This is a genomic window from Anaeromyxobacter dehalogenans 2CP-C (assembly GCF_000013385.1).
Classification (GTDB): domain Bacteria; phylum Myxococcota; class Myxococcia; order Myxococcales; family Anaeromyxobacteraceae; genus Anaeromyxobacter; species Anaeromyxobacter dehalogenans_B.
This window is the reverse complement of sequence record NC_007760.1, coordinates 3,632,654-3,659,306: the sequence shown is the minus strand read 5'-3', so window position 1 is coordinate 3,659,306 and position 26,653 is coordinate 3,632,654. Positions and strand designations below refer to the sequence as shown.

General features: G+C 73.9%; 20 protein-coding genes. 8 read left to right on the top strand and 12 right to left on the bottom strand.

Going from position 1 to position 26,653, the window contains the following annotated elements:
* The first annotated feature begins 94 nt into the window (after nt 1-94).
* Nucleotides 95-1,321 (top strand): hypothetical protein, encoded by a 1,227-nt coding sequence (locus tag ADEH_RS16545; protein WP_011422251.1) that lies wholly within the window; start codon nt 95-97, stop codon nt 1,319-1,321.
* A gap of 90 nt (nt 1,322-1,411) precedes the next feature.
* Here ADEH_RS16545 and ADEH_RS16540 read toward each other — a convergent pair whose 3' ends face one another.
* A complete protein-coding gene (locus ADEH_RS16540; protein WP_041453620.1) occupies nt 1,412-3,838 on the bottom strand; it encodes an OmcA/MtrC family decaheme c-type cytochrome in 2,427 nt (808 codons plus the stop codon).
* A gap of 192 nt (nt 3,839-4,030) precedes the next feature.
* Here ADEH_RS16540 and ADEH_RS16535 point away from each other — a divergent pair, with 192 nt between their 5' ends.
* Nucleotides 4,031-5,593, top strand: coding sequence for a sigma-54-dependent Fis family transcriptional regulator (locus ADEH_RS16535; protein ID WP_011422249.1), 1,563 nt, complete (start codon nt 4,031-4,033; stop codon nt 5,591-5,593).
* Between the two features lie 122 nt (nt 5,594-5,715).
* Nucleotides 5,716-6,069 (top strand): DUF2200 domain-containing protein, encoded by a 354-nt coding sequence (locus ADEH_RS16530; protein ID WP_011422248.1) that lies wholly within the window; start codon nt 5,716-5,718, stop codon nt 6,067-6,069.
* 32 nt (nt 6,070-6,101) lie between these two features.
* Here ADEH_RS16530 and ADEH_RS16525 read toward each other — a convergent pair whose 3' ends face one another.
* The 4 genes from ADEH_RS16525 to ADEH_RS16510 form a co-directional block, all read right to left on the bottom strand.
* Nucleotides 6,102-6,674, bottom strand: a complete 573-nt coding sequence (locus ADEH_RS16525; protein ID WP_011422247.1) for an NADPH-dependent FMN reductase — start codon at nt 6,672-6,674, stop codon at nt 6,102-6,104.
* A 129-nt stretch (nt 6,675-6,803) separates the two neighbouring features.
* Nucleotides 6,804-7,352, bottom strand: a complete 549-nt coding sequence (locus tag ADEH_RS16520; RefSeq protein ID WP_011422246.1) for a dihydrofolate reductase family protein — start codon at nt 7,350-7,352, stop codon at nt 6,804-6,806.
* Nucleotides 7,353-7,359: 7 nt separating this feature from the next.
* Nucleotides 7,360-7,908, bottom strand: coding sequence for a DUF1801 domain-containing protein (locus ADEH_RS16515; RefSeq protein ID WP_011422245.1), 549 nt, complete (start codon nt 7,906-7,908; stop codon nt 7,360-7,362).
* Between the two features lie 28 nt (nt 7,909-7,936).
* Nucleotides 7,937-8,410, bottom strand: a complete 474-nt coding sequence (locus ADEH_RS16510; RefSeq protein WP_011422244.1) for a VOC family protein — start codon at nt 8,408-8,410, stop codon at nt 7,937-7,939.
* Between the two features lie 210 nt (nt 8,411-8,620).
* On the opposite strand from ADEH_RS16510, the gene ADEH_RS16505 reads away from it, so the two are divergent.
* Together ADEH_RS16505 and ADEH_RS16500 are read left to right on the top strand one after the other, a co-directional pair.
* Nucleotides 8,621-10,486 carry a glycoside hydrolase family 15 protein gene (locus tag ADEH_RS16505; protein WP_011422243.1) on the top strand — a complete coding sequence of 622 codons (1,866 nt, stop codon included), beginning with the start codon at nt 8,621-8,623 and terminating at the stop codon, nt 10,484-10,486.
* Nucleotides 10,483-10,965, top strand: coding sequence for a hypothetical protein (locus ADEH_RS16500; protein ID WP_011422242.1), 483 nt, complete (start codon nt 10,483-10,485; stop codon nt 10,963-10,965). The genes ADEH_RS16505 and ADEH_RS16500 overlap by 4 nt, the downstream gene beginning before the upstream one ends.
* On the opposite strand, the gene ADEH_RS16495 is transcribed toward ADEH_RS16500, so the two are convergent.
* The 3 genes from ADEH_RS16495 to ADEH_RS16485 are packed head-to-tail and all read right to left on the bottom strand — an operon-like array spanning nt 10,944 to nt 13,342.
* Nucleotides 10,944-12,209, bottom strand: a complete 1,266-nt coding sequence (locus ADEH_RS16495) for a DUF438 domain-containing protein (RefSeq protein WP_011422241.1) — start codon at nt 12,207-12,209, stop codon at nt 10,944-10,946. The genes ADEH_RS16500 and ADEH_RS16495 overlap by 22 nt on opposite strands.
* Nucleotides 12,206-12,742, bottom strand: coding sequence for a DUF1858 domain-containing protein (locus ADEH_RS16490; protein ID WP_011422240.1), 537 nt, complete (start codon nt 12,740-12,742; stop codon nt 12,206-12,208). Before ADEH_RS16490 ends, ADEH_RS16495 begins: the two co-directional genes overlap by 4 nt.
* Nucleotides 12,743-12,781: 39 nt before the next feature.
* Entirely contained in the window at nt 12,782-13,342 is a 561-nt protein-coding gene (locus ADEH_RS16485; protein ID WP_041453619.1) for a hypothetical protein, read from the bottom strand.
* 255 nt (nt 13,343-13,597) lie between these two features.
* Between ADEH_RS16485 and ADEH_RS16480 the strand changes: the two genes are divergently transcribed.
* Nucleotides 13,598-14,269, top strand: coding sequence for a YsnF/AvaK domain-containing protein (locus ADEH_RS16480; RefSeq protein ID WP_232287307.1), 672 nt, complete (start codon nt 13,598-13,600; stop codon nt 14,267-14,269).
* A gap of 59 nt (nt 14,270-14,328) precedes the next feature.
* Here ADEH_RS16480 and ADEH_RS16475 read toward each other — a convergent pair whose 3' ends face one another.
* The gene (locus tag ADEH_RS16475) at nt 14,329-16,032 is read right to left on the bottom strand and encodes a PA domain-containing protein (protein WP_011422238.1); all 1,704 of its coding nucleotides are present in this window, start codon (nt 16,030-16,032) and stop codon (nt 14,329-14,331) included.
* Between the two features lie 2 nt (nt 16,033-16,034).
* Nucleotides 16,035-16,466, bottom strand: a complete 432-nt coding sequence (locus tag ADEH_RS16470) for a post-PEP-CTERM-1 domain-containing protein (protein WP_011422237.1) — start codon at nt 16,464-16,466, stop codon at nt 16,035-16,037.
* Between the two features lie 645 nt (nt 16,467-17,111).
* On the opposite strand from ADEH_RS16470, the gene ADEH_RS16465 reads away from it, so the two are divergent.
* Nucleotides 17,112-17,711 (top strand): hypothetical protein, encoded by a 600-nt coding sequence (locus tag ADEH_RS16465; protein WP_232287306.1) that lies wholly within the window; start codon nt 17,112-17,114, stop codon nt 17,709-17,711.
* A gap of 24 nt (nt 17,712-17,735) precedes the next feature.
* Here ADEH_RS16465 and ADEH_RS16460 read toward each other — a convergent pair whose 3' ends face one another.
* Entirely contained in the window at nt 17,736-17,921 is a 186-nt protein-coding gene (locus ADEH_RS16460) for a hypothetical protein (RefSeq protein ID WP_011422235.1), read from the bottom strand.
* Between the two features lie 51 nt (nt 17,922-17,972).
* On the bottom strand, nt 17,973-26,219 hold the full coding sequence (locus tag ADEH_RS16455) for a GH36-type glycosyl hydrolase domain-containing protein (RefSeq protein WP_011422234.1): 8,247 nt from the start codon (nt 26,217-26,219) through the stop codon (nt 17,973-17,975).
* Between the two features lie 267 nt (nt 26,220-26,486).
* On the opposite strand from ADEH_RS16455, the gene ADEH_RS23135 reads away from it, so the two are divergent.
* The gene (locus tag ADEH_RS23135) at nt 26,487-26,636 is read left to right on the top strand and encodes a hypothetical protein (RefSeq protein WP_157061374.1); all 150 of its coding nucleotides are present in this window, start codon (nt 26,487-26,489) and stop codon (nt 26,634-26,636) included.
* Nucleotides 26,637-26,653 lie beyond the last annotated feature (17 nt).

The following is a 26,653-nucleotide window of genomic DNA, read 5'->3' as shown; positions in this document are numbered from 1 at the left end:
GACCTGCGGCACGGCCGGAGCGGAGAACATCCGCGGATGCGCGCGGGGTCGACACCGGGAGTGCACCCATGGTCTCCTCGCATGGGAGGGACCGATGGAGCTCCTGGCGCTCGTCCTCACGCTGATCAGCAGCACCACCGCCGAGCCGACGGCGCAGCACGCGGCGCTCCTCCACATGCGAGGAGAGGCGGCGTCTGCCCGGACGGAGCTCGAGGCGGTCCTCGCGAGCCACCCGTCGAACGCGCCCGCGCTGTTCGTGGCCGCGGCGCTCGAGGCAGAAGCGGGCAACCTCGGCGCCGCCGCGCGGCACGCGTCCAGGCTGGGCGGATTGTCGCCGGCTCCTCCGCAGGCCCGCGTCCTCGCGGCCCTCATCGCGCGACGGCGGGCGCAGCCCGGGGAGCGGATCGACGACGCGCTCATCGAGGCCTGGAAGGAGGTCGGCCGCCCGGACCTGGCGAGCAGCCCGCTCCTGCCGTCGCTCGATTCGCGGGCGATGGAGATCCTGCCGCCGGAGCTCGGGGCCGAGGTCAAAGAGCGCATGAGCGCCGCGGAGCGGCTGGTCTTCGCGTACGACGGGCCGGCGAACGGTCGAGCGCACCTGGACCTCGCGCTCGATGCAGCGATGACGGCGGAGCAGAACCCGCTCGCCGTGAACCTGGAGATCCTGGCGGCGCTCACCTCCCACGAGCCGATGCCGGGCGAGCTCAGGCAGGATGCGCGCCGGGTCGCGGCGCGCGTGGCGCCGATCGTCGCGGCGAGGGATCCCGCGAACGGTTACCTCGTGCTCGCGGGGTGGTTGGCCTCCGGGGCGAACGACACGCCCATGAGCGCCGACGACCTCGCGCTGCTCCAGGAGGCGGTAGCGAGGCCTCGGTTCGAGGTCCCGCGTCGCGAGCTGCTGGCGGAGCTGCGACAGATGGCAGCGGGCCTGGACGCGAAGCATGGCCCCGTGCGCGCGCAGCTGGCCGCGCTCGGTGCGCCGGTGCCGCTGATGCGCCTCTGGAAGCGTGCGGAGGCCACCTGCGAACCGGCCGCCCGGGCGCGCGCGAGCGTCCTGCTCGCGGCGACGGCGAAGCGGCTCGAATCGTCCGGGACGATGCTGGAGCGGATGCTCTCCCTCGGGCTCGCCGACACGGCCGCGCGGCTGAGCGGCGACGAGCGCCGGATCGCCTCGGTGCGCGCCGAGGTGGAACGCGCTCGCGCATCCATGAACGCGCTGCGGGAGGAGCAGAAGCGCCTCGGAACGTGGCCGTTCGCCGGCCCCTGGCGCGAGTGGGACCCGTCCCGCGAGATGGAGCGCCTCGAGCGGCTCGCGCGGTGAGCCCCGGTGCGAAGCGGGAACGAAGAGAGGGCGGACCCGGTGGGCCCGCCCTCTCGCTCACTTCACCCGCTGGTGACTGCCGAGCGCCTTCTACCTACCGTGATACTGCGCCGGATCGAACACCGACCCGCTGCCGTGGCAGACGGCGCACGCCTCGGCGCCGGGACCGCCGGACGTCTGGGCGGCGACGAGCTCGAGCTGCGTGAGCCCCGCGCTGAACTGGCCGACGCCGATGGTGTACGGGCCGGCCGCGCCGTTCTGGGCCATGTGGTTCAGCGCGGCGGCGCTCGCGTGGCACGAGCCGCAGACCCCGGCGATCGGGCTGGTGCGGGTGTACGTCGCCTGGTCCGCGTTGGTGAAGTCGCCGCCGGTGGTGAAGCCCTCGGTGAGGCCCACGTCGTCGGCGCTCGGGAACGGGCTCGCGTCGTCGTGGCAGAGGTCGCACCGGCCGATCGACGTGCCCAGCGCCATGCCACCCGGGCGGAAGTCGGCGATCACCGGGGAAGCGATGGGGCCGTGGTACGTGACGATCCCGGGCGTGTACGGCAGCGACGCGCCCGAGTGGATGGCGTGGACCATCACGCCGAACTGCAGCGACTGCTCGGCCTTGCCGTCGATGGTCACGGTCGGGCGGCTCTGCACGTCGGTCGCCGAGGTGTTGTGGCAGACGACGCACGAGTCGAGGTTGCCGCTGCGGTTGCCCTCGTGCCCCTCCACCAGGCCGTGGCACCGGTTGCACTTCGCGGCGTCCACCACCTGGCGGCGCTCGGCGACGGCGGCGGTGCCGATGGGGAACGTGGCCGTGGCGGCGGTGAGCCGGTACTTCAGGCTGGCGCGCGTCGAGTTCTTGCTGGGCGAGCCTTCGAGCACCGCCACGCCCGCCTTCGCGTCGGCGGGGATCGCCGTCGGGGACGTGACCGTGTAGGTGCCGTCCGCGTTCCGCACGGCGGCCGCCTGGAGCACGCCGCCGCCGAGCACGTTGATGGTCACCGGCTGGCCGGGCTTGGCGGTGCCGGCGCCGGCGTTGTTCCAGTTGGCGCCCTCCACCGTGGACCAGCCGACGTGGACGCCGAGGCGGGCGGTGGGGAGCGTCCAGAGCGGATCGGTCGCGAGGTCGAACGCCGCGCCGGCGGCGGCGGGGTTGCTCACGCTGAACGTGACCGCCGGGGACTCACCGGGCGCGGTCTGCTCCACCTTCACGATCTGGAGCGAGGCCACCTCGGTCGCGGGGGTCGGGGCGGCGAGGCTGTGGACCTTGGTCGCGTCGGCGAACTTGCCGGCGCCGTGGCACGCCGCGCAGCTCCCGTCGGCGACGACGCCGGCGCCGTGCGCCGTCCAGCCCGCCGCCGGCGTGGCGTTCGCGAAGTCCGTCCGGTCGTGGCACGAGCCGCAGTACGCGACGGACGCCTGGGTCTTCCAGTAGTCGGAGCCGGTGCCCGAGGCGACGTCGTGGCACACCGTGCAGCTGCCGGGGTCCTGCGGGAACTTCACGCCGGTGTACTCGTGCTTGCTGTTCATGATGAGGCGGCCCGGCACGGCGCCGGCGATGGCGGTGCCGTCGAGGTCCTTGCCGCTCACGCTGGGCAGGCTCGAGCCCTGGTGGATCTTGTGGATCATGACGGCGAGGTCGAGCGTGATGCTGTTCGTGGACAGCGTGCCCGGGTCGAGCATGCTGGGGTTGTGGCAGGTCCCGCAGTACGCGACCTCGAGCCGGCGCGCGCCGTGGACCGCGAGCTGGACGTGGCAGGCGCCGCAGGCGGCGTCGGACACGAGCGCCCTCGGGTCGGCGGTCGCCATCGCGCCGGTCGCGGGGACCACGTCGCCGTAGCCGTTGAACACCGGGCGCGTGGCATCCGGGTTCGCGAGGTTGTTCTGGATCGCGAAGCGCGTGACGGCGGCCGGGTCGTAGGCCTCGGTCACGGCGACCGCGGCGCTCGGCGCCACCTGCTTCGAGAGGTCGGCCTGGAACGTGTAGCTGCACGAGCCGTCGCCGTTGTCCACGAGCGTGCCGACCGTGGCGCTGGACGCCTCGACCGCGGCCACCGGGACGTCGGGCTCGTGCACGGGGTTCACGAGGAGCTTGTTGAGGTAGCTCTTCCAGACCTTCGTCCCGGGGTTCGCCGGGTCGTCCACCAGCTTGGCGATGGTGAAGGCCGGCGCGAACGCCGCATAGCCGCTCGCCGCGCCGCCGGCGCAGGCGGTGACCGGGTTCGTCATCGCGGCGTCGCGGTAGAGCACGTAGGTGACCGTGGGGACGCCGCCGGTGGTGGCGGCGTTGGGGATGCTCACCGCGGTGATGCGGGCGTAGAGCCGCGCCTGGGTGGCCTCGGGCGCGACGGGCGACTCGCCCGCAGGCCCCTGCGGCCCGGTGGGCCCGGTCGGCCCGGCGGGCCCTTCGGCGCCGGGAGGCCCCGCCGGCCCCGGCGATCCGGGGTCCCCGTCGTCACCGCTGCAGCCGGCGACGGAGGTCGCCGCGAAGATCGCAGCGAGCCCGAGTGTCAGCGCACGTCTCGTCATCGTCGTCTCCCATGTACGTTTGGTGAACTGCTTCATGGGGTGTGGCAATGCGATCCCCGCGCCAGCGCGCAGGGGTTGACGGATCAAGCGCTTACGGCCGATAGTCGGACGAAATCACCGGATGAGGCGATCGCAGGCCGCCGCATGTGGCGATCCGGCGGGAATCGCCGAATCCGGCGATCACCATCCGACATGGCGACCGACCAGTTCTTCCGCGAGCTGACGCTGCGGATCTGCAGCACGCTCGACATCCAGAAGGCCATCGAGCGCGTCTTCCCGGTGCTCCGCGCCAGGGTCCCGCTCGACGAGCTCCGGCTGGAGGTGCTCGACCGGAAGCTGGGCGCGGTTCGCCAGATCGCGCGCGTCTCGACCGCGGGCCAGGGGCGCGCCGGCGAGCGCATCACGCAGGTGAAGCCGGCGATCATCCCGCTCCCGGCACGGCTCTGGCGGTGGGCGGACGCGATGCGCGGGCCCATCCTCATGGACGAGGCCTCGGGCGAGGACATGCGCATGATGCGCGTCCTCACCAAGGCGGAGCACGACTCGGATCTGGCGGTGCCGCTGCGCGTGGAGTCCACGCAGCTCGGGTTCCTGCTGCTGCGCGCCGCGGGGAAGGGCCGCTACACCGCCGCGCACGCCGAGCTCCTCGCGACCGTGGCGGACCCGTGCGCGGTCGCGCTCGCGAACGCGCTCGCCCACCAGGAGCTCGTCCAGGTGCGCGACGAGCTGCTCGACGACAAGCGGTTCCTCAACCGCGAGCTGTTCCACGCGACCGCCGACGAGGTGATCGGGGGGAGCACCGGGCTCCGGAGCGTGATGGAGCTGGTCCGGCAGGCCGCGCCGCTCAACAGCACGGTGCTCCTGCTGGGCGAGACCGGCGTCGGCAAGGACGTCATCGCCAACGTCCTGCACGACGCGTCGCCGCGTCGCGAGGGGCCGTTCATCAAGGTGAACTGCGGCGCGATCCCCGAGGGCCTCGTGGACAGCGAGATGTTCGGGCACGAGGCGGGCGCGTTCACCGGCGCCCGCGCCGCGCATCGCGGCCGCTTCGAGCGCGCCGACGGCGGGACCATCTTCCTCGACGAGATCGGCGACCTGCCGAAGGGCGCGCAGGTGCGCCTCCTGCGCGTCCTGCAGAGCCGCGAGATCGAGCGGGTGGGCGGGACGCGGCCCCTGAAGGTGGACATCCGCGTGATCGCCGCGACCCACCAGAACCTCCAGCAGATGGTGACCGAGGGGCGGTTCCGCGAGGACCTCTTCTTCCGGCTGAACGTCCTCCCCATCAACATCCCGCCGCTCCGGCTGCGGGCGGAGGACATCCCGGCCCTGGTCAGGCACTTCGTGGCGGTGAAGCGCCGGGGGCTCGGGATCCGCGGGACGCCGACGATCTCGCCGGGAGCGCTCGCGCGGCTCCAGGCCTACGCGTGGCCGGGCAACGTCCGCGAGCTGGAGAACGTGGTCGAGCGCGAGCTCGTGCGAAGCGCGGGGCGCGGCCGGGAGCTCTCGTTCGAGGAGCTGGCGCGGTCACAGGCGAGGAGCGCGCCGTCGCGCCACGAGGCCCCTCCGCCGCGAACGCTCGCGGACGTCATGGCGGCGCACATCGAGGACGTCCTCGCCGCGACGGGCGGGAAGATCCACGGCCCCGGCGGCGCCGCCGAGCTCCTCGGCGTGAACGAGAGCACGCTGCGGAACCGGATGAACCGGCTCGGCATCACCTATGGTCGGGCCGCACGGAAGCGCCGCGAGGCCGGCTGAGCGGGCGTGCGCGGGCCCTTCGCGCGCGACGTTCCCCAGCTCGACGGTGAGCAGAGCACTCTCACGCGACTCCGGAACGGTGCTATTCGAGGGTGCGGCAGGCGTGCACGGCGGAGGCGAGCATGGACAAGAAGCCGCGAGTCTTCACGATGTCGTTCGGGAGCGTGTACCCGCTCTACGTCCAGAAGGCGGAGAAGAAGGGACGGACGAAGGCGGAGGTGGACGAGATCATCGCGTGGCTCACCGGCTACCGCGGTGCGAAGCTCCAGCGGGCCATCGACTCCGGGGTGGACCTCGAGACCTTCTTCTCGAAGGCGCCGCGGCTGAACCCGAACGTCGGGCTCATCACGGGCGTCGTGTGCGGGGTGCGCGTCGAGGAGGTCGCCGATCCGCTGATGCAGAAGATCCGCTACCTGGACAAGCTCGTTGACGAGCTCGCCAGGGGGAAGAAGCTGGAGAGCATCCTCCGGAAGTGAAGCCGCGTCATCCGCTACGCGGCGCGAAGCGCTCACGCGCCGCGCGGGAGCACGGTCAGCACGCGAACGATGAACGCGTGGAACTCCTTCATGTAGTTCGTGAGGAAGTCCTTGGTGGACGGCTCGGTCACGTCGCCGTCGGGCGTGATGAGCCCGGGCTTGAAGTGGATGTACGCCTCGACCGTGTTCATCAGCGGCGAGTTGCAGAACGCCAGCACGCCGCGAAGGCTCTGCTGCGCGAGCGCGGTGCCGAGCGACCCGATCGACGCGCCGATGATCGCCGACGGCTTGCGGGTGAAGGCGTTCTGGCCCCAGGGCCGGCTCGCCCAGTCGATCGCGTTCTTCAGGCCGCCGGGGATCGAGCGGTTGTACTCCGGCGTGACGAACAGGATGGCGTCGCTGTCCTCGATCGCCTTCTTGAACGCGCGCGCGACGGGCGGGTAATCGGCGTCGTAGTCGTAGCTGTAGAGAGGCAGGTCCTTGAAGGAGATCTCCGTCATCTTCAGGTCGGGCGGGGCGAGCCGCACGAGCGCCCCGGCGAGCTGGCGGTTGATGGATGCCTTCGCGAGGCTGCCGATCAGGTAACCGACCTTGTACGTGGCCACGGGGACCTCCACCGAATGCCTGGGGGGCCGGCAGCGGGCATGCCGCCGGGACGTCGCGCCAGAGCATAGGGGGAGCCTACGCGCCGCAGCCGCAGCGACCTCGGGTTGGTCCGGCCGAGGGAGAGCCCCCTAGCGTCGCCGGTAGTGCAACGCCACGATCCCCGACCTCAGCCGCCGCGCCGCCACGAGCTTCAGGCGCGCGGAGTCCTGCAGCCCGGAGAACAGGTAGGGACCGTGGCCGGCCACCACGGGGTGCACGACGAAGCGATACTCGTCCACGAGGTCGAGGCGCTGGAGCGCGGCCGAGAGCTGGGGGCTGCCGACCAGGATCCCGCGCGGCGTGGCCTTCTTCAGCGCCTTCACCTTTCGTTTCAGGTCGCCCTCGACGAGGTGCGTGTTGCTCCACGGGAAGTCGCGCCGCGTGGTCGAGACCACGTACTTGGGCTTGGCCTCGAGCTTCCTCGCCCAGCTCCGGTCGGCCGGCTTCGCCTTCGGATCGCGCGCTACCTGCGGCCAGGCCTCCTCCATCAGCTCGTAGGTCACCCGGCCGAAGAGCATCGCTCCCGCCCCGTCCATCACGCGCGTCCAGTAGCGGAGCATCTCGTCGTCGGCGATCCCCTCGCGGTGGTCGCAGCACCCGTCCAGCGTCACGTTGAGCGCGAAGGTCAGGAGTCCCATCGCGTCCTCAGACGTTGCCCCAGCCCGGGATGGCCGCCGCCTGCTTCACCCAGGCCGCCAGCTGCGCCTCGTCGAGATCGTCCTCGTGGACGTCGATCCAGCGCCCGTCCTTGCCCGTGCCGCCGGGGGGAACGGGCCGCAGCGACGTCCCCTTGAAGAACGTCACCTTGATCGCCTTGCTGAACGCGTGGAGCCCGACGAACCAGCCCTGGCCCTCGATGCCGTAGAAGGGCGAGTTCCACCTCACCGCCTTCCGCACCCCGGGCACGTTGCGCGCGATGAGCGCGTCGAGGCGCTGGCCGACCTCGCGCTTCCAGCCCGGCAGCGCCGCCAGGTACGCCTGCACGGGCGCGTCGCCGTCGGCCTTCGCGATCTGCGGGTTGCCGCCCGAGAGCAGGACCGGCTTCCGGGCCGCGGATGAACCCGCCTTCCGGGCGGCGGCGCGCCCGCCCTTGCCCGCCGCGGCGCCCCGCTTCGCCGTGGCGGGCAGCTTCTTGCCGGCGGCCTTCGCTCCTCGAGCCTTCGATGCCTTCTTCGCGACCGCGCTGCTGTCCATTGCGCTCTCCTGGGAGTGAGGAAGATGGTCAGCCGCGCCGCGCGGCCTCGATCTTGGCGACGTCGATCTTCGTCATCGGCATCATCGCCTCGAACGCGCGCCGCGCTTCCTCGCCCCCCGCCTCGAGCGCTTCCATCAGGACCCGCGGCGTGATCTGCCACGACACGCCCCACCGGTCCTTGCACCAGCCGCACGCGCTCTCCTGGCCCCCGTTGCCGACGATCGCGTTCCAGTAGCGGTCGGTCTCGGCCTGGTCCTCGGTCGCGATCTGGAACGAGAACGCCTCGGTCTGCTTGAACGCGGGGCCACCGTTCAGGCCCATGCAGTGCACGCCGGCGACCGTGAACTCGACCACCAGCACGTCGCCCTTCTTGCCGCTGGGAGAGTCGCTGGGCGCGCGGATGATCGGGCCCACCGCGCTGTCGGGGAAGGTCTTGGCGTAGAAGCGGGCCGCGTCCTCGGCGTCCTTGTCGTACCAGAGACAGATCGTGTTCTTGGCCATGTTCGTCCTCCGGTTGGGGGCGTCTGCCGCCCGCCGGCGAGGGCGGACGTCGAAACGCCAAGGTCGGTAGTGAAAGAAGGGCCTCCCGACGACGACCCGTTCGAAGGGGGCTCGTCATTCGACCCGGCGAACGGGAAGCGCTCATCGGTCGCGCCCCATGCGAGACCTCGAGCCCGGTCATGGGCGGCAGCCGCCGGGGGGCACTACGGTATGGTGCGGGTGGAGCGGATCCACGATCACGCCATCATCGGCGACGGCCGGTCGGCGGCGCTCGTGTCGCGGCGCGGGAGCATCGACTGGCTCTGCTGGCCGCGGTTCGACGGCCCGAGCGTCCTCGGCGCGCTCCTGGACGACGGGGCCGGCCACTTCACCGTCGCGCCGACGCAGCCCTTCCGGACGAGCCGACGCTACCTCGGGGACACGAACGTGCTCGAGACGCGGTTCGAGACGGCCTCGGGGGCGGTCTCGGTCACGGACTTCATGCCCGTCGCGTCGGACCCGGAGCGGCGGCGTCTCCTGCTCGCCGACCACGCCATCCTGCGCATCGCCGCTTGCGAGCGCGGCGACGTCGAGCTGGAGGCGATCTTCGAGCCGCGCCCCGGCTACGGGCGCGAGCCGCCGCGGCTGGTCGATGCGCGCGCGCTGGGGCTGCGCATGGAGACGCGGGCGGGGCTCGTCACGCTGCGCGCCGGGCTGCCGCTGCGCATCGACGGGGGCGGGCGCGCGGCCGGGCGGGTCCGGCTGCGCACCGGGGAGGAGTGTCACTTCGCGCTCACGCTCGCGAGCGAGTGGCCGGCGGTGCTGCCGCCGCTCGGGGCCGAGCTGCACGCCGCCCTCGACCGGACCGTCGGCTGGTGGAGCGACTGGGCGGCGCGGATCCGCTACGGCGGACCGGCGCGCGAGGCGGTGGTGCGGAGCGCCCTCGCGCTGCGGCTCCTCGTCTACGCGCCCTCCGGCGCGGTCGTCGCCGCGCCCACCACGTCGCTCCCGGAGCGGGTCGGGGGCAATCTCAACTGGGACTACCGGTACTGCTGGCTGCGCGACGCTGCCCTGACGGTCCGGGCGCTCTTCGGGCTCGGCTTCCGCGAGGAGGCGGACGCGTTCGTGAGCTGGCTCCTGCACTCGACGCGCCTCACCCAGCCGGCGCTCCAGGTGCTCTACGACGTCCACGGGAACCAGCCCGCGGCCGAGCGCACGCTGGGGCACCTCGCGGGCTACCGCGGGTCGCGCCCGGTTCGCGTCGGGAACGGCGCCGCGGGCCAGCTCCAGCTCGACGTCTACGGTGAGGTGATCGACGCGGTCGCGCACTTCGTCCGCAGCGGCGGCACGCTCGACCGGGAGACCCAGCGGATGCTGTCCGCGCTGGGCGAGTACGTCTGCCGGAACTGGCAGCGGCCGGACGACGGGATCTGGGAGCCCCGGTCCGGCGCGGCCCACAACACGCACTCTCGCGTCCTCTGCTGGACCGCCCTGGACCGCCTGCTCGAGCTGCACGCGAAGGGCCACGTGCGGCGCGCGCCGGCGGGCCTGTTCGAGCGGAACCGCGCGGCGATCCGCGCCGAGGTCGAGGCGCGGGCCTGGAACGCGCAGCTCGGCAGCTACGCGTCGAGGCTCGACGGCGAGGACCTCGACGCGGCGCTGCTCCTCATCCCGTGGTACGGGTTCGAGGACGCGGGCGCGCCGCGCATGCGCGCCACGTACCGGCGGATCACCGAGCGGCTCGGCGCGGGGGACGGGGGCCTCCTCTACCGCTACCGCACCGGCGACTCGCCCGGCGAGGGCGCGTTCGGGATCTGCTGCTTCTGGGGCGCGGAGACCCTGGCGCTCGGGGCGGGGAGCGCGGCCGATGCGCAGGCCACGTTCGAGCGGCTGTGCGGGTTCGCGAACGACGTCGGGCTGTTCGCGGAGGAGATCGACCCCGCCACGGGCGAGGCCGTCGGGAACTTCCCGCAGGCGTTCACGCACGTCGGCCTCATCAACGCGGCGCTCTCGCTGGAGCGGCGGCTGCGTCGCGAGGCGCCTGCCTCCGTCGCCGAGGTGCGCGAGCTCCCCGCGGCCGACGGGGTGGGCCCGTGAGCGTCGGGAGCTGGCTGCTCTGGGGCTTCGTCGGGACGGTCGTGCTCACGACGGTGATGTCGGCGAGCCAGGGGCTCCGGCTCACCCGCATGAACCTGCCGTACATGCTCGGGACGATGCTCACGCCGAGCCGCGACCGCGCGAAGCTCGTCGGGTTCGGCGTGCACCTGATGAACGGATGGATCTTCTCGCTCCTGTACGTCGCCGCGTTCGAGGCCTGGGGCAGGGCGTCGGTCTGGCTCGGCGCCGCCATCGGCTTCGTGCACGCCGCGTTCGTGCTGACCGCGGGGATGCGGATCCTGCCGGGCCTCCACCCGCGCATGGCGAGCGAGGCGCAGGGGCCCGACGTCACGCGGCAGCTCGAGCCGCCCGGGTTCCTGGCGCTGAACTACGGCGTCCGGACGCCCATCACCACGCTGGCCGCGCACCTCGTGTTCGGCGGGATCCTGGGCGCGTTCTATCGCGTGATGGGGTCGTGAGCCGGCCCTGCGTCGTACGCGAGCAGCCGCCGCTCCCCCTCGAGCGCCCGCAGCCGCGTCAGGTCCTGCGTCACCTCGAGCGTGCCGAGGTACGCGCCCGCCGCGTCGCGGACGGCGAAGTAGCGGATGTGCACGAACCTGCCGTGGAGGTCGATCCAGAACTCCGCCACGCTCTGGCGCCCCGCCTTGAAGTCCTCGACGATGCGCTCGACCACGTGGACGCTCTTCGGCGGGTGGCAGTGCTTCACCTCGCGGCCGATGACGGCGCGCGAGCGCGCGAAGACGCGATCCGGGCCCTCGCTGAAGAACGCCACCCGGTCGTCGCGGTCCACGAACGTGAGGTCCACCGGCAGCGCCTGGAACAGCCCGAGGAGCTGCTCGAACGAGAGCGTGCCGCTCGGGAACTGCACCGCCTGCGCAGGGGGGAGCTTCACGGCGTCGGTCACGGGCCGCGGCTCGGGCGGCCGGTAGCCGGTGCCGGGCTGGACGAGGCACCACCCGTACTCCGGGCTCTGGCGGAAGATCTCGCCCCAGTCCTCGGCGGTGAAGAGGCCCAGGGTCATGGGCAGGAGGATGTTCTCCTCCTTGTAGATCATGCCCTCGAGCGCGGAGAGCGCGGGCTCGAGCACCGTCTCGGCGACCACCTTCAGCTCCGCGCCCGAGACGCCCTCCTCGCCCAGCGCGGCGAGCGAGGCCTTCAGCAGGTCGCGCACCTCGTCGTCCTTCCCCCACATCACCTTGCTCGGTCCGGTGGTGCCGTGGCGCTCGAGCACGCTGAAGACGAGGTGCTCCTTGCGCTGGTAGTGCCTGTCCACCTCCCAGAGCACCTCGAACGCGCGGAGGGCCTCGACGCGCTCGGCGTCGAACCGTCCCTCGTCCGCGAGCGCGGCCAGCTCCCGGACGCGCTGCCGCGCGGTCTGGGCCGCGGCGCCGAGCGCGCGGTTCTCGGCCCGGAGCTGGTGCACGGGATGCCCCGGCGCGAGCGGCATCGGCGTCGCGGGCCGGGTCATCACGTCCTGGAGCACGTCCGCGTGCAGGTCGCAGAGCGACTGCACCTCCTGGTGAGACATGCCCTCCGCCATGAGCTCCTGCTCCATGGCGGCGACCTCGCTCGCGTCCACGTCCGCGATGAGCGCCGCGAGCCGGCCCCGCACGGCCGCGGGCGCCTCGCCGCGGTGCAGGTGGAGGATGATCTCCTTCAGCGTCTGGACGCGCTTCTCGCGGTTGTTGATGAGCTCGCTCACCGGGCCCTCCGGAAGTAGGTGCGCACCAGCGCGTCTCCCTCGGAGACGCTGAAGCTCGCGAAGCCCTTCTCGCGAGCGAGATCGACGAGCGGGGCCGGGACGAACGGGGTCACGAGCTCGTAGACGTCCGCCTCGCCCAGCGCCGCGAGGTCCGCCATCACCTTCGGCATCGGGTGCTCGCCCGCCTCGATCGCGGCGCGCGCGTCGTGGCGCCGCGTGACCGCCTGCTCCACCGCCCACGCCGGACGCCCGCCCGGCGCACCGGCCTCCGCCTCGGAGACCGCCAGGGGCGCGAGGCCCGCGGCGGCGCGGAGCCGCTCGATGAGCGTGGCGAGGGGAACGCCGCCCACGACCGAGACCTGGCGAAGCGTCGCGACCTTGGCGACGGTGCGCCGGAGCACCGGGTTCTTCAGCGCGCGGTACCGCGGCGACAGCTCGATGAGCACCTCCTCGAGCTGCGGCCACCGCTCCAGCAGCTCGCCGACGCGCGAGTCGGGCGTGATGTTCGCGGCGCGGTCGTCCCTCGCGGCCATGTCGTTCCTCCCTCGCTCCGCCCCGGGCTCCGCGCCGCCTCAGGCGCCGTCGCGCAGGAGCTGCATGGCCCGGACGCAGAGGTGCCCGCCGATCTTCGACGCGAGCGGCTCCAGGTGCGGTCGCGGATCGCAGGCCAGGCGCCACAGCAGCGCGGCGAGCGCCTCGCCGGAGGCCCGATCCCGCTCGCGCGACCACCACTCGGCGAGCTGGATCATGGGGCAGCGCTCCACCGCGGCACGGAAGTCGTCCGTCCGCTGCGCGAGATCGTGCTCCACCGCCTCGGCGAGCGCACAGGGGTTCGTGCAGCCCAGGAGGAGCCTGACGCGGAGCGCGTCCTCACGGAGCCCGGCGTGGTCCCGATGGCCGATCCCGTCGAGCAGCGCCTCGACGTCCTCGCGGCGGAGCAGCACTCCGGTGACGAGGGCCAGGGTGGACGGATCGATCTCCCAGATGCGCCGCGGGGCACCCTCGGGCGAGGGAGCCGGGTCGCCGCGCTCGAGCGCCGCGAAGGCGCGCCGGGCCGGGAAGCGGTCGCAGGCGTCCAGCGCCCGCGGGGAAGGGGGCGGCGGCGGTCCGGGCGCGTCGATAATGCGACTCATTATCATCATGCGGCGACGATACGTCGCGGGAAGCAGGGAAGTCAACCTCCTGCCCGGTCCCCCGGGCCCCAGGGCGCGACCACCCGCCCAGGCCCGCTCGTCGCCGGCCGGCGCGGACCCAGCGGCGAACACGGCGCACGCGGTCGCCGGCACGGTCGCGGCTCGCGCCACGGGGCAGGCCGCTCCCCGCGCAATACGCAGGTTTCGAGCCGGGAGGGACCAACCATGGACGACCGCTGGAACGTACAGGATGGGATGACCGTCTTCAGCAGCGACGGGGAGAAGCTCGGCAAGGTGGCCGCGACGGGCGCGCGGACCTTCACGGTGGAGAAGGGGATCTTCTTCCCGAAGGACTATCTCGCGCGGTACGACGAGATCGCCGAGATCACGGGGGACGAGATCCGGCTCGCGCTGACGAAGGACGCGTTCGTCGCGATGCGCGAGAGCGGAAGCTACGGGGTGTCGGGTGCCGAGGACACCGAGCGCACGAGCGCCGGGGACATCCGCGTGCCGGTGCACGAGGAGGAGCTCGACGTCGTGAAGCGCGAGCGGGATGCGGGCGAGGTGCGCCTCCGCAAGGACGTGGTGACCGAGACGAGGCACGTGGACGTCCCGGTGACGCGTGAGGTGGTCCACGTCGAGCGCACGCCCGCGACCGGCGAGCGCGCCATGAGCGCGGGCGAGCGGGCGTTCGAGAAGGACAGCGTCTCGGTGCCCGTGCACGAGGAGGAGGTCGAGATCCGCAAGCGCCCGGTGGTGAAGGAGGAGGTGCGGCTCCGCAAGGAGCGCGTGACCGAGCACCGCGCCGCGGACGAGGACCTGCGCAAGGAGCGCGTGGACGTCGAGGGCGAGGGTGGAGCGCGCCCGCTCCGCGGGGACGAGCCGGGTCCGTTCCCGCCGCGGCGGGATGATGACGAGCTGCCGTAGGGTTGACACCGCGTGGCGAGGCCGGCGGCTCAGCCGGCCCCGCCACGCGGACCCCCGCGCTACGGGTTGCGGGCCGCGGCCCGCTCCACGGCGCCGATCCTGGTGACCGGGACGAAGCCCTGGTCCGAGAGCGCCTTGGTCAGGTGCGCGGCGCAGCTCAGGACGGCGCCGCGGTTCCCGGCGGCGTCGCACCGCCCGAGGAGATCGGCGACGGTGCAGCCGTTCGTGAACAGCGTGTTCGCGACGCCGGTGTCCTCGCCGCCGACGATCACGCTCGCGCGCAGATCCGAGCCGAGGCACTGGTCCCCCGCGTCGTCGGCGACGCCGTCGAGGTCGCCGTCCGGATACCAGCCCACGTCGCGCAGGAGCGGCCGGGTCATGTCGTGGGGCAGATCCACCGACTGCCGCAGGTCGCCGTTGATGGCCGGCTCCATGAGCTGGTTGGGCGAGGCGCTCGTGTCCCAGTGGGACACCGACGAGCCGGGCTGCACCGGGTTCGGCGTGTAGAGGAGCACCTGCCCGTCCCGATCCGCCCCGGCCATCACCGCGAGATCCAGGCCGAGCGTGACGTTGACGGTGCCCTGCGCCAGGGCGGCCTTGAGCGCGTTCCCGTCGGCGAGCGTGACGCGCACCGCGGGGATGACGATGGACGGGTCCGCCCCGCCCAGCCCGGCGGGCGGCCCGCCCGCCACGTTGTCGGCGACGATGACGGCGATCGCGCCGGCGTCCTGCGCGTTCTTCACCTTCACGGTGAAGCCGCAGGTGCCGCGATCGACGAGCGCGATCCTGCCCGCGACGCCCGCGGCGGGGTCGATGGCCGTGCACGCGTCGGTGGGGGACGGGCCGGTCGGGTTCGACGCGTCGGTCGCCAGGGCCACGTCGCCCGTGATGCCCGGCGAGCCGATCGCCGGGCCGAACGAGGCCGCGCCGACCTGGTAGTCGGCGGGCGCCGGGGCGTTCACGTGCAGCAGCGGCGTCCCGGCGGTCAGCACGGACGGCGCGGCGAACGTGACGCGCGGGCCGTTCCAGACCACCGCGCGCGGGTTGACGGCGGACGCCTGCCGCTCGGCGTCGGTCATCTGGTCGCGGAACATGCCGGTGGTGCCGTCGAAGTAGAACTTCGAGTAGACGTCGCCGAAGCCCACGAGGTACGCGCCGGTGCTGACGTTCGCGAAGCTGGAGAACCCGAGGCCGTGCGCGAACTCGTGCAGCAGCACGGTCACCAGGTTGATCTGGCTGGCGGCGTGCCCGGTGTCGAGCCCGTAGTACCAGCTCGTCCCGGTGAGGCACCCGACCTTGCCGATCTCGCTGTTGAAGCGGGCGCGGATGTCGTCGGCGGAGGTGTTCGGGTCGCCCGGGGCGAGGTCGGCCAGGGCGAGCTTGTTGGCGAGCGCGACGTGGTACCAGGTGTTCTCGAAGCCGGCGCCGGGGAAGTCGCGGAAGACCTGGATCGCGCCGGCCGAGCCGAGCGTGGCGGCGCTGGCCGTGCACGCGAGCGGCACGAACGACGCCTGGATCCGGATCTCGACCGCGCTGTCGAGCGACGCCGCCCAGATCTCGGCGGCGTGCTGGAACGCGACGAGCCGCTGCTGGCCCACGGTGGTGCCGGGGTTGCCGCCGACCGGGGCCGCCGGCGTCGGGTCGTTGAAGCCGACCCCGGGCGCGTTGACGTTCACGATCGTGATCTGCGCGGCGGGGAGGGCGGTGCCCGGGAGCGGCGCTGCGAGCAGCGCGAGGAGGAGCGAGGACCGGCGGGCGCGCATGGTCACCGCTCCTCCAGCGGCGCGGCGGCCGGCGCGTGCGCCGGAGCGGCCTCGCCTTCCAGGAACGACCGGGCCTCGGCCGCCGTGCCCACGCACTCGGTGCGGACGCCCTCTGGGCCGACGCGGGCCAGCGACACGCTCTGGAAGCGATCCTGCAGGTCCATGCCCACGCCGCCGATCGGCGAGGCCACCTGGGTGAGGCCGTCGGACGACTGGCTCACGAGGGGCTCGAGGCCGCGGAGGAGCTCCTCCAGCTCGGCCTGCGTGGGCTGGCGCAGCGCGCGCGTCCGCGGATCGGTGGCGGCCTGGGCCGCCGCCGATCCGGCTGCGCTCGGGTCCTGCGGTGCTTCCTTCGCGGCGTGCTGGGCCCGGGTCATCCCCGGCGCTCCGAGCAGCGCGGCCACGGCCATGACGAACGGTACGGTTGGGCGCATGTTCCCCCGCTGACTGTTGGTGAAGGTGAGGCGGTGTGGACGCTTCGTAAGGACGCGCGCCGCGCGCCCGCAATGGGCAACGGCATCCCCGAAGGGTGAGGCGTGTGCACGCTGAGTCCAGCCACGCGGCGCCTCGTCCGCCGCGTGTCCCGCCGGTACGGGACTGGTGTGCGCGCGCCGTTTCACGCACGGCGGCAGCCTCGGCTGCGCGCCACGCCCGGCGGTCGCATCCTTGCACCATGGACAGTGCCCTCTGGCGCCCGGAGCTTCCTTCCAGGAAGTCCCGCGCGGCCATTCCCGCCAGGAGCACGCCGGTCGTCGCGAGCAGGATCACCGCCGTGACCAGGAGGATGCCCGGCTGCCCGGCGCCCGGGGGGCTCGTCAGCCTTCCCAACCATAGCGGCAGCAGGACGCCGGTGACCCCCGGTCGCGAGCGAGCTCGAACCGAGCCCGTCGCCGGCCGGTGGTTGCCGACCCGAGACGCACCACAGAGATCTGATCGGGGGCAAAACCATGAGAGCGGTGAGCTACGCGGTAGCGTGCACGGCGCTGTTGCTGGGCTGCGCGAGCAGGCAGCAGGCGTCCGAGAGTCCGAACCCTGCGACGCGGGAGGTCGCGTCGGCGCAGGCGCAGTCCCAGGAGGCCTTGAAGCGCGCGCAGGCCGCGCAGGACGCGGCGGCCGAGCAGGCGAAGAGGGCTGCGGCGGCGGAGACGCAGGTGCGGGAGGATCAGGCGAAGCTGGAGCAGGATCAGATGAAGCTCCGGCAGGAGCAGCTGAAGGCCCAGCAGCTCCAGGCCTCGGCGCAGCAGGAGACCGCCCGGGCGACGCAGGAGACGCAGCGGCACCAGCGGGCGGCCGAGAGGGGGCTCGTCCAGCAGACGGAGCGCAGCGTGCGCGGCCAGCAGCTCGCCGCGGGCGTGGTGACGCAGGTCCGGTCCGACGAGATCGTGCTGCAGCCTCGCGCGGGCGACGTCATGAGGTTCAAGCTGAACGACCGGACGCAGGTCCAGATCGACGGCCGGGTCGCGGCAGCGGACCAGATCCGCGAAGGCGCCGAAGCGCGCGTCGTCTACGAGCCGTCCGCCAACGGGCCGACGGCGGTGACGGTGGCGGTGAACCCATCGGGCGCCGCGTCGGGCGCCGGGATGGGCAGCGGCGACCAGACGGCGCCCGGCACCGGGAGCTCGACTGAAGGGGCGCCGCCTCACGCGCCGGCGTCGCCGCCGCCTGGGACGACGAAGTAGGTCGCCAGGCGGTCCGGGCGGTCCTCACGCCGGCGCCGGCGCGCCCACGGCGCGCAGGTGCTCGATCTGGAAGCTGAGGCCGCCCAGGGACCAGGCGAGGACGCGGCTCGAGCGCGCGAAGTCCACCGTCGTCCGGACCTGGTGCTCGGTCCAGCCCGCGGGCGTGCGGCCGTCGGCGGCGCGCGTGTCGTGGAACTGCGCGCCGGGCACCGCGTGCGCGAGCTGGAAGACGTCATGCGGGTGCCACCGCGGTCGGCCCCGTCAGCTCGCGGCGCTGGCCGGCCGCCCCATCACCACCAGGACCTCGTGCGTCCGGCCGTCGTCGGCGAGCGCGATGGCCGACGGATCGACCGGGACGCCGTCCAGCACGGCGAGCGCGATCCCGCGGCACCGCCGCTCGGGGTTCGCGACCGTGATCTCGTACCGCGTCGCGCCGAGGCGCCAGGTGATCCCGTACTCGGGCCACGACGCCGGGATGCACGGATCCAGCTCGAACGTCCCGCCGTGCCTGCGCAGCCCGAGGATGCTCTCCAGCCCGGCGCGGTACAGCCAGCCCGCCGAGCCCGTGTACCAGGTCCAGCCGGCGCGCCCTGCGTGCTCGGGGTGGGCGCAGACGTCGCCGGCGACGGCGTAGGGCTCTCCCCGGTAGCGCGCGACGTCCGCGGCGGTGCGGGTGTGGTTCACGGGGTTCAGCATGTGGAACAGCTCGGCCGCCTCGTCTCCGCTCCCGAGCTTCGCGAGCGCCATCACCACCCAGGCGGCGGCGTGCGTGTACTGCCCGCCGTTCTCGCGCACGCCGGGCGGATAGCCCTTGATGTAGCCGGGTTCCTGCGTCGAGCGGTCGAACGGCGGCGCGAGCAGCAGGACCACCTGGGCGCCGCGCCGCACCAGGTGCGTCCGGACGGAGTCCATCGCGCGATCGGCGAAGCGCGCCGGGGCGACGCCGGAGAGCACGGCCCACGACTGGGCGATCGAGTCGATGGAGCACTCGTCGTTCTCCGCCGAGCCGAGCGGCGCGCCGTCGTCGTAGTAGCCGCGCCGGTACCACTCCCCGTCCCAGCTCCGCTCGAGCGCCGAGCCGAGCCGGGCCGCCTCGGCGCGGTAGCGCGCGGCGCGGTCGGCCTCGCCGCGGGCCGCGCACAGCGGGGCGAAGCCGGAGAGGACGGCGTGGAGGAAGAAGCCGAGCCAGACGCTCTCGCCGCGGCCCTCGCTCCCCACGCGGTTCATCCCGTCGTTCCAGTCGCCCGTCCCCATGAGCGGCAGGCCGTGGACTCCCGAGGTGAGCCCGCGCTCGAGGGCGCGCACGCAGTGCTCGAACAGCGAGGCCTGCTCGTCCGACACGCGCGGCTGGGCGTAGGCGTCGGGCGCGCCCGGCGCGAGCGGTTCGCCCTCGAGGAACGGCACGCGCTCGTCGAGCACGCCGGCGTCGCCCGTCGTCTCGACGTAGTGCGCCACCGCGTACGGCAGCCACACGAGGTCGTCCGAGCACCGGGTGCGCGTCCCGCGCCCGCCCGGCGGATGCCACCAGTGCTGGACGTCCCCCTCGCGGAACTGGCGCGCGGCCGCCCGCAGGAGGTGCGCGCGCACGAGCGCCGGGCGCGCCATCGCGAGCGCCATCGCGTCCTGCAGCTGATCCCTGAACCCGAACGCGCCGCCGGGCTGGTGGTAGCCGGTCCGGGCCCACATGCGGCAGGAGAGGTCCTGGAGGAGGAGCCACCGGTTCACGAGGACGTCGAAGGAGTCGTCGGGCGTGCGAACCTGCACCGCGCCGAGCGTCTCCTCCCACGCCGCCGTCACGGCGGCGAGCGCGGCGTCGGCGGCCTCGGGGCGGCCGTGGCGCGCGACGAGCGCCCGGACGTGCGCGACGTCCCGCCCCTCGCCGACGAGGAACACGATGCGCCGGGTCTCGCCCGGCTGGAGCACGACGCCGACCTGCAGCGCCGCGCACGGATCGAGCCCCGCGCCGAAGCGCGCGGGGAGCGCCGCGAGGCCGAGCGCCGCGGGCTGGCCCAGCGAGCCGTTCCGGCCGAGGAAGGCGGTGCGGTCGCCGGTCGCGGACCGGAGCGCCTCGCTCGCGTGGGCGAACGCGACGCGGTCGGCGAACTCGTGGTTCCAGGCGTTCGTGGCGAGGACCGCGCCGCTCCCGGCGTCCTGCCCGGTGACGACGTGCAGGCGCTGGCCGGCCTGCGGAGGGCCGAGGACCCACTCGACGTAGGAGAAGACCGACAGGGACCGCGCGACGCCGCTCTCGTTCGTGAGCGTGAGGAGCGAGAGCTTCACCGGGTCCGCGGCGTCCACGAAGACGTCGAGCGCGTGCCGGACGCCGCTCGCCGCCCGCTCGAAGCGGGTCGCGCCCGCGGCGTGGCGGATCACGAACCGGCCGGACGCGGCGGTCCGGGGCAGCGGCCCCGGGGTGGGCGACCACGCCTCGCCGGTCTCGTCGTCGCGGACGAGGATCGCCTCGGAGGTGGGATCGCTCACCGGGTCGTTCGCGAACGGGGTGAGGCGGTTCTCGCGGCTGTTCTCGGACCAGGTGAACGACGCGCCCGACGCCGTGACCACCGTGCCGAACGCGGGGTTCGCGAGGACGTTCGCCCAGGGGAGCGGCGTCTCCTCGGCGCCCTCGAGGACGATCACGTACTCGCGCCCGCCGCCGGCGAAGCCGCCCAGGCCGTTCCAGAGCGCGAGGGGAGGGACCTCGGGCTGCGCGGCCGCCGCGAGCGCGGGCCCCCGCCTCCCGGCCCGCGGGAGCGCGAGCGGCGCCGGCTCGCGCGATCCCTGCGCGGCGTCGAGCTGCTGCGCGAGGGAACCGGCCCCACCGGTGAGGACGGCCCGCGCCACCCCACGGAGGAGGAGGCGCTCGGCCTCGCTCATCCGGTCACCGCGCAGCAGGTACGCGCCGCCCGGCTTGTGCTTCCACGTCCGCCACGGCCCGTCGTCGAGGAGCGCCGCGAGCCGCGCGTGCATCTCGTCGAGGTAGCTCACCGGGTGCTCGTTCAGGAGCACGACGTCCGCGCGGAGCCCCTTCAGGCGCCAGTACTCCTGTGCCTGGAGCACCTGCCGGACCAGCGCGAGATCCGCGTCCGACACGATGCACACGAGCAGGACCGGGAGGTCTCCGGAGACGCCGTGTCCCCAGAGGCCCTCCTGGCCGAGCGCGTTCCGCGCGAGGATCTCGGGGCCGGGGCGCAGCGACGCGTCCGCGTAGAGCACGCGCGAGGCGAGGCGCTCGAAGAGGAGCGCCTCCTCGCTCGAGATGCCGAGGTGGTGGAGCCTGCTCCGGGCGTGCGCGAACGCGAGCGCGAACGTCCGCGCGGCGGCGGTGGGGTCGTGGTACCGCTGCGCGAGCGCGAGCGCCGTCTCCCGGCTCGCCGCGACGCCGGTCGCGAACGACAGCCTCACCACGCCGCCCGGCGCGAGCCGCACGCGCTGTCGCAGGCTCACGATGGGATCGAGCAGGATGCCGGTGGTGCCGGAGAGCGCGCGCCCGTCGAGCGCCTGCGGATCCTCCGGGCCGCGGCCGCGCCCCAGGAAGCGCCCGCGATCGCTCTCCCACTCCACCGGCCCCTGCGTCCGGCCCTCCTGGCCGATGACGTGCACCGCGAAGACCTCGGCCTCCTCCGGCGCGCGCCGCCGCCGCCGGCAGACGAGCGCGCCGCACTCCGCGACGTACTCCGTCTCGACGAAGAGCTTGCCGAAGGCGGGGTGCGCGAGGTCGTCGGCGCTGGGCGCGAGCACGATCTCGGCGTAGCTCGTCACCTCGAGCTCGCGGGCCCGGTCGCCGTGGTTCGTCACCTCGAGCCGGCGCACCTCGACGTCGTCCTCGGGCGACACGGCGACGTCGAGGCGCGTCCCGATGTCGTCGTCCGTCCGCTGGAACGTCGCCTTGTCGATCGTGAACGTGACCACCTCGTCCCCGCCGGCCCGCGCGGTCGGCTGGTGCGTGGCGGACCAGACGCGGCCGCTGCGGACGTCGCGGAGGTAGAGGTACTGGCCGCCGAGGTCGCGCGTCGCGTCCTGGCGCCACCGCGTGACGGCGCGGTCCCGGCAGAAGCTCGCGCCACCGCCCGCGTGGGTGACGACGGCGGTGTAGCTCCCGTTGGAGAGGAACTGCGCGTGCGGGAACGCGGTGTCGGGAGAGCGGAAGCGGCGGGCCGCCGCCGGTGGGACCGGCGCGGCGATGCGCGCCACGTCGTCGGGACGCGGCAGGATGACCGCCGCGTGGCGCGGCACGCGCTCCTGCAGGAGCAGCTCCGTCGCCTGCACGCGGCGATCGGCGTGGAAGCGCTCCACCATGCGGTTCGCCTGGAGGGCCCCGGCGATCGCCGCGAGCGTCATCCCCTGGTGGTGCGCGAGATAGGACCGGACGATGGTGCCCCCTCGGTCGGCACGGCCGGGCGCGGCGTCCGTCTCCTCCGGATGCCGGGGGGTGTAGTCCACGGCGTCGAAGTAGCCGTACGCGCCGAGGAGGCCTTCCCGCTCGAGGCGGCGCAGGTTCTCCGCCGCCGCGGTGGGGTGGACGAGCGCGGCGAGCGCGGTCGCGTACGGCGCGACCACGAGCTCGTCCGCGAGGCCGCGCTTCAGGCCCAGCCCCGGGACGCCGAACGCCTTGTACTGGTAGTTGCCGTGGTGATCGACGAGGTCGTAGGCGCTCTCGGAGATCCCCCAGGGCCTGCCGCGCTCCGCCGCGTAGTCCCGCTGCCGCCGCACCGCCAGGCGGCAGCTCTCGTCGAGCAGCGTGTCGGGGTAGCTGCGCAGGAGCAGCAGCGGCATGAGGTACTCGAACATCGTCGCGCTCCAGGACAGGAGCGCCGGCCGGCCGTGCACGCTCGTCACGGCGCGGCCGAGGTGGAACCAGTGCTTCTCCGGGACGTCGCCCTTCGCGATCGCGATGAAGCTCGCGAGGCGGGCCTCCGAGGCGAGCAGGTCGTAGTGCGCGGGATCGAGCCGGCCGGGCCCCTCCGCGTCGGCGGCGCGGTAGCCGATCGCGAACAGGCTCCGGCGCGGATCGTAGAGGAAGCGGAAGCTCATCGCGTCGGCGAACGCCGACGCCCGCCCCGCCAGCCCCTCGAGCCGCTCCGGCGCGCCGTCCGGCCCCGCGCCGGCCGGCGCCGGCGCGCGCGCGAGCCCGCGGAGCCCCTCCGACACCGCGATGAGCGCGCCGGCGAGGTTGCCGCTGTCCACGGTCGAGACGTACCGGGGCGGGAGCGGTGCCAGGCTCCGGGTGTCGTACCAGTTGAAGAGGTGCCCCTCGAGCCGCTCCAGCCCCTCCATGGTGGTGAGGGTGGCGTCGATGCGCTGGAGGAGGTCGCCGGTCGAGAGGATGCCGAGGTCGTGCGCGGCCAGCGTGGAGAGGAGCCCCATCCCGATGTTCGTCGGCGAGGTCCGGTGCGCGATCCGGTCCGGCGCCTCCTGGACGTTGTCCGGGGGCAGGTGGTGGTCGTCCGGCCCCATGAACGCGTCGAAGTACCTCCAGGTCGTGCGCGCGACGCCGAGCAGGAAGCGCCGGTCCTCCTCCCCGAGCCCGCGGTCGCGCGCCGCGATCGGCTGCGAGAGCCGGTGCGCGACGAGCGGCGCGAGCGCCCACAGCAGGAGCAGCGGGGCGGCCGGGAGCAGCGCCGCCGGCCGCAGCGCGGACACGAGGATCCCGCCGGCGAGCGCGATCGCAGGGCCCGCGGCCATGCCGGCGAGGAAGGACCGCGCCTCGAGCCCGGCGCCGCGCGCGGCGCTGGCGGCGGCGGTCTCCCACTCGAGCAGGCCGCGCCGCGTGACGGTGAGCCGGATCAGCGTGACCGCGATCGCGTGCACCATCGCGTACGCCTGGTTCGCGAGGAACGTGACCTGCAGGAGGACGCGGGCCGAGGTGGCCACCGCGTCGTCGGCGAGCGCGCGCAGGAAGGCCCGGACCGGCTGGTGGCGCCTCGGGCCGCGGAGGGCCGCGAGCGCGAGCGGGAGCAGCGGGAGCGCGACGGACGCCAGGACCGCGGCCGTCCAGAGCGCGGGGCTGCCCGGGAGCGCGGTCCACGCGGCGAGGAGGAGGACGACGGTCGCGGGCGCGAGCAGCGCGCGCCGCAGGTTGTCGAAGATCTTCCAGCGGGAGACGAGCGGGAGGCGATTCCTCGCCAGCCCCGCCGTCGTCCGCACGAACGGCAGGAGCCAGCCGAGGATCTGCCAGTCGCCGCGCGTCCAGCGGTGCTGGCGGCGCGCGTGGGCGAGGACGCTCGAGGGGTAGTCGTCCACGACCTCGACGTCGGTCACGAGCCCGGTGCGGGCGTGGAGGCCCTCGAACAGATCGTGGGAGAGGAGGGTGTTGTCCGGGACGCGTCCCTCGAGCGCCGCGGTGAAGGCGTCCACGTCGTAGAGGCCCTTGCCGGTGAAGCTGCCCTCGCCGAACAGGTCCTGGTAGGTGTCGGAGACCGCGGTGGTGTACGGATCCACGCCGGTGTGGCCGGCGAAGATCCGGGCGAAGCGCGAGCTGGCCGCGCTCGCGGTCGTGACGCTGACCCGCGGCTGCAGGATCCCGTAGCCCTCGGTGACGCGGCCGGAGCGCGGGTCGAGCACGGGCCGGTTGAGCGGATGCGCGATGATGCCGACGAGCTTCTTCGCCCCGTCTCGCGGGAGGCGCGTGTCGGAGTCGAGCGTGATGCAGTAGCGCACGCGCTGCAGGACGCCGACGTCGCCGACCTGCACGTCGTAGCTCGTGTCCGTCGCGCCGCGGAGCAGCCGGTTCAGCTCCTGGAGCTTCCCGCGCTTGCGCTCCCACCCCATCCACACGCCCTCCGCCGGGTTCCAGCGGCGCGCGCGATGGAACAGGAAGAACCGGTCGTCCCGGCCGCCGCCGAGGCGGGCGTTCAGCGCCGCGATCCCGCTCCGGGCGGCCGCGAGGATCCCCGCGTCCGCCGGCGCGTCCTCGGAGTCGGCGTCGGCGAAGTCCCCGAGGATCGCGAAGTGGACGTGCGGGTCGAGGTTCCCGAGCGCGAGGACCTCGAGGTGCTCGAGCTGCCGCTCGACGCCCTCGACGCTCGTGAGCAGCGTCGGGACGACCACGAGCGTCCGCGCGTCCTCGGGGATCCCGCCGGACAGGTCGAGGCGGGGGAGGCGCCGGGGCGGAGCGAGGCGCGCGGCCAGGCGCTGGACGAGCGCGACGGCCACCTCGCTCGCCGGAAGGAGGAGGAGCAGCGCCACCGCGAGCGACGCCGGCGCGGAGGCGCCCGCGCGGTGCGCGTACGCGAGCCCGGCGAGGACGAGCGCCGCCGTCGCGAGCGCGATCCCGCCGAGATACGCCGCGGTCGCGTGCGCGAACGCTAACCGCCGCAGCGCCTTCCGCGGGCCGGGGCGCCAGGCCACGTCCACCTCGAGCTCGCGACGCTCCTTCCCGATGAGGTGGGACCCGACGTGCGCGGCGCGCGCGCCCGGCCCTCCGGCCTCCGCCGCCTCCCGCGCGCTCTCGACCGCGCGGAGCGCGACGCGGACCTGGGCCTCTCCGGTGGGCTCGGCGAGCTCCTCGACCGCCTGGCGGTACCGGTCGCGGGTGAGGAAGTCCATCCGCGCGTGGACGCCGGCGGGATCTCGCTGCAGCACCCGCTCCACCAGGCTCACGCTCTCGACGAAGCTGGTCCAGTCGAGCGTGGCGCAGAGGCGCAGGCTCGTGACGACGTTCGCCACCGAGACCTGGGCGACGGCCTCGTGCTGGTGCTCGCTCCGGATCGCCTCCTCCGCCGTCCGGCGCTCCGCGGCGAGGTGCGCGTCGAGGTCGCTCCGGACCGACGAGAGGCGGGGCCCGTACTCGCGCAGCCGCTGGAGGAGCTGCACGACGAGCGCCGGGTGCAGCACGCGTGGCAGCGGCGGCGCCGAGCCGTGCCCCGCGGCGTCGAAGCGCGCCACGTAGGCGTCCGCCGCCCGCCGGGCCGCGCGGGCGACGAGCGTCTCGTCCGCGAGCCGCCGGAGGTTCTCGACGAGCGCCAGCTTCACCATGCTCGGCCAGGCCCAGAGCTCGCCGATGGTGAGCGGCGCGACGGTCTGGAACGCGTCGAGCCAGCGCGCCAGCTGGGCGCGGTCGAGGCGGCTGTCGCTGTGGCGGATGAGCTCGACCGCGAGCGCGTAGACGCGGGCGTTCCCCGCCTCCTCGCGGGCGGCGAGCTTGGGCAGCTCGCGGTAGTAGCGCCGCGGCAGGTTGTGGCGGACGTCGCGGCTCTCGGACGCGACGAGGTGGTAGTTGTCGAGGAGCCACTCGGCGGCGGGCGTGACGAACTCGCCGCGGCGCACGTCGTCGGCGAGCGAGCGGTAGCCGTCGCGCAGCGCCCGGACGTTGTCCTCGAAGCGCGGCAGGACGGTCCGCGCCGCGCGACCCGACGGGTCCACGGTGAAGCGCGCGGCGAGCGAGCGGGCGCGCTCGTCGAGCCGCTCGAGGCTGAGCAGCTCGTCGCGGAACGGCTTCAGGGGAGCGGCGGCCGCGCCGCCGCGCGACCTGCCGAAGAAGGACGACTCGAGCCTGGACGCAACGAACAATGCACCCTCCCGGGACGCAGTCGGCGCGTCATCGGGAGATGCGGCGGGCTGTGCAATGGATCTAACACGGCGCGCGCGGCAGCGCCGGGCCGCTCGCCCCGAGCCCGGCGAAGGGGGAAGCGCGGGCAGGGGCGCGCGCCGGGCGCTAGGAGATCAGGGCCGCCTCGAACCGAAGCCGTTGCTCCGCCGCGAGGCCGCCGGAGGGCGACGGTCATGACCGCTTACGACGCCACGAGCTTTTCCGCAGGGCAGGACTCCGGCACGCGAGTGGCTGCGTGCGTCGCGCGCCTCGCCGCGCTCGAGCTGACCGACCACGCGCGCTGGTGGAATCGACGGCGGCGCCGGATCATGGCGGACGCGCTCGTCGCCTGCGCGGAGGAGCTGGAGAGCACCGCGGACGCGGACCGCGCGCCGTGACCCGGCGGAGCGACCTC

Bases quoted from the DNA above. Each gene is read 5' to 3' on its own strand.
- ADEH_RS16505 (WP_011422243.1), top strand. From the start codon at position 8,621: ATGGTGCGGGTGGAGCGGATCCACGATCACGCCATCATCGGCGACGGC.
- ADEH_RS16545 (WP_011422251.1), top strand. From the start codon at position 95: ATGGAGCTCCTGGCGCTCGTCCTCACGCTGATCAGCAGCACCACCGCC.
- ADEH_RS16520 (WP_011422246.1), bottom strand. From the start codon at position 7,352: ATGGGACTCCTGACCTTCGCGCTCAACGTGACGCTGGACGGGTGCTGC.
- ADEH_RS16515 (WP_011422245.1), bottom strand. From the start codon at position 7,908: ATGGACAGCAGCGCGGTCGCGAAGAAGGCATCGAAGGCTCGAGGAGCG.
- ADEH_RS16485 (WP_041453619.1), bottom strand. From the start codon at position 13,342: ATGAGTCGCATTATCGACGCGCCCGGACCGCCGCCGCCCCCTTCCCCG.
- ADEH_RS16535 (WP_011422249.1), top strand. From the start codon at position 4,031: ATGGCGACCGACCAGTTCTTCCGCGAGCTGACGCTGCGGATCTGCAGC.
- ADEH_RS16470 (WP_011422237.1), bottom strand. From the start codon at position 16,466: ATGCGCCCAACCGTACCGTTCGTCATGGCCGTGGCCGCGCTGCTCGGA.
- ADEH_RS16540 (WP_041453620.1), bottom strand. From the start codon at position 3,838: ATGACGAGACGTGCGCTGACACTCGGGCTCGCTGCGATCTTCGCGGCG.
- ADEH_RS16530 (WP_011422248.1), top strand. From the start codon at position 5,716: ATGGACAAGAAGCCGCGAGTCTTCACGATGTCGTTCGGGAGCGTGTAC.
- ADEH_RS16510 (WP_011422244.1), bottom strand. From the start codon at position 8,410: ATGGCCAAGAACACGATCTGTCTCTGGTACGACAAGGACGCCGAGGAC.
- ADEH_RS16480 (WP_232287307.1), top strand. From the start codon at position 13,598: ATGACCGTCTTCAGCAGCGACGGGGAGAAGCTCGGCAAGGTGGCCGCG.
- ADEH_RS16475 (WP_011422238.1), bottom strand. From the start codon at position 16,032: ATGCGCGCCCGCCGGTCCTCGCTCCTCCTCGCGCTGCTCGCAGCGCCG.
- ADEH_RS16490 (WP_011422240.1), bottom strand. From the start codon at position 12,742: ATGGCCGCGAGGGACGACCGCGCCGCGAACATCACGCCCGACTCGCGC.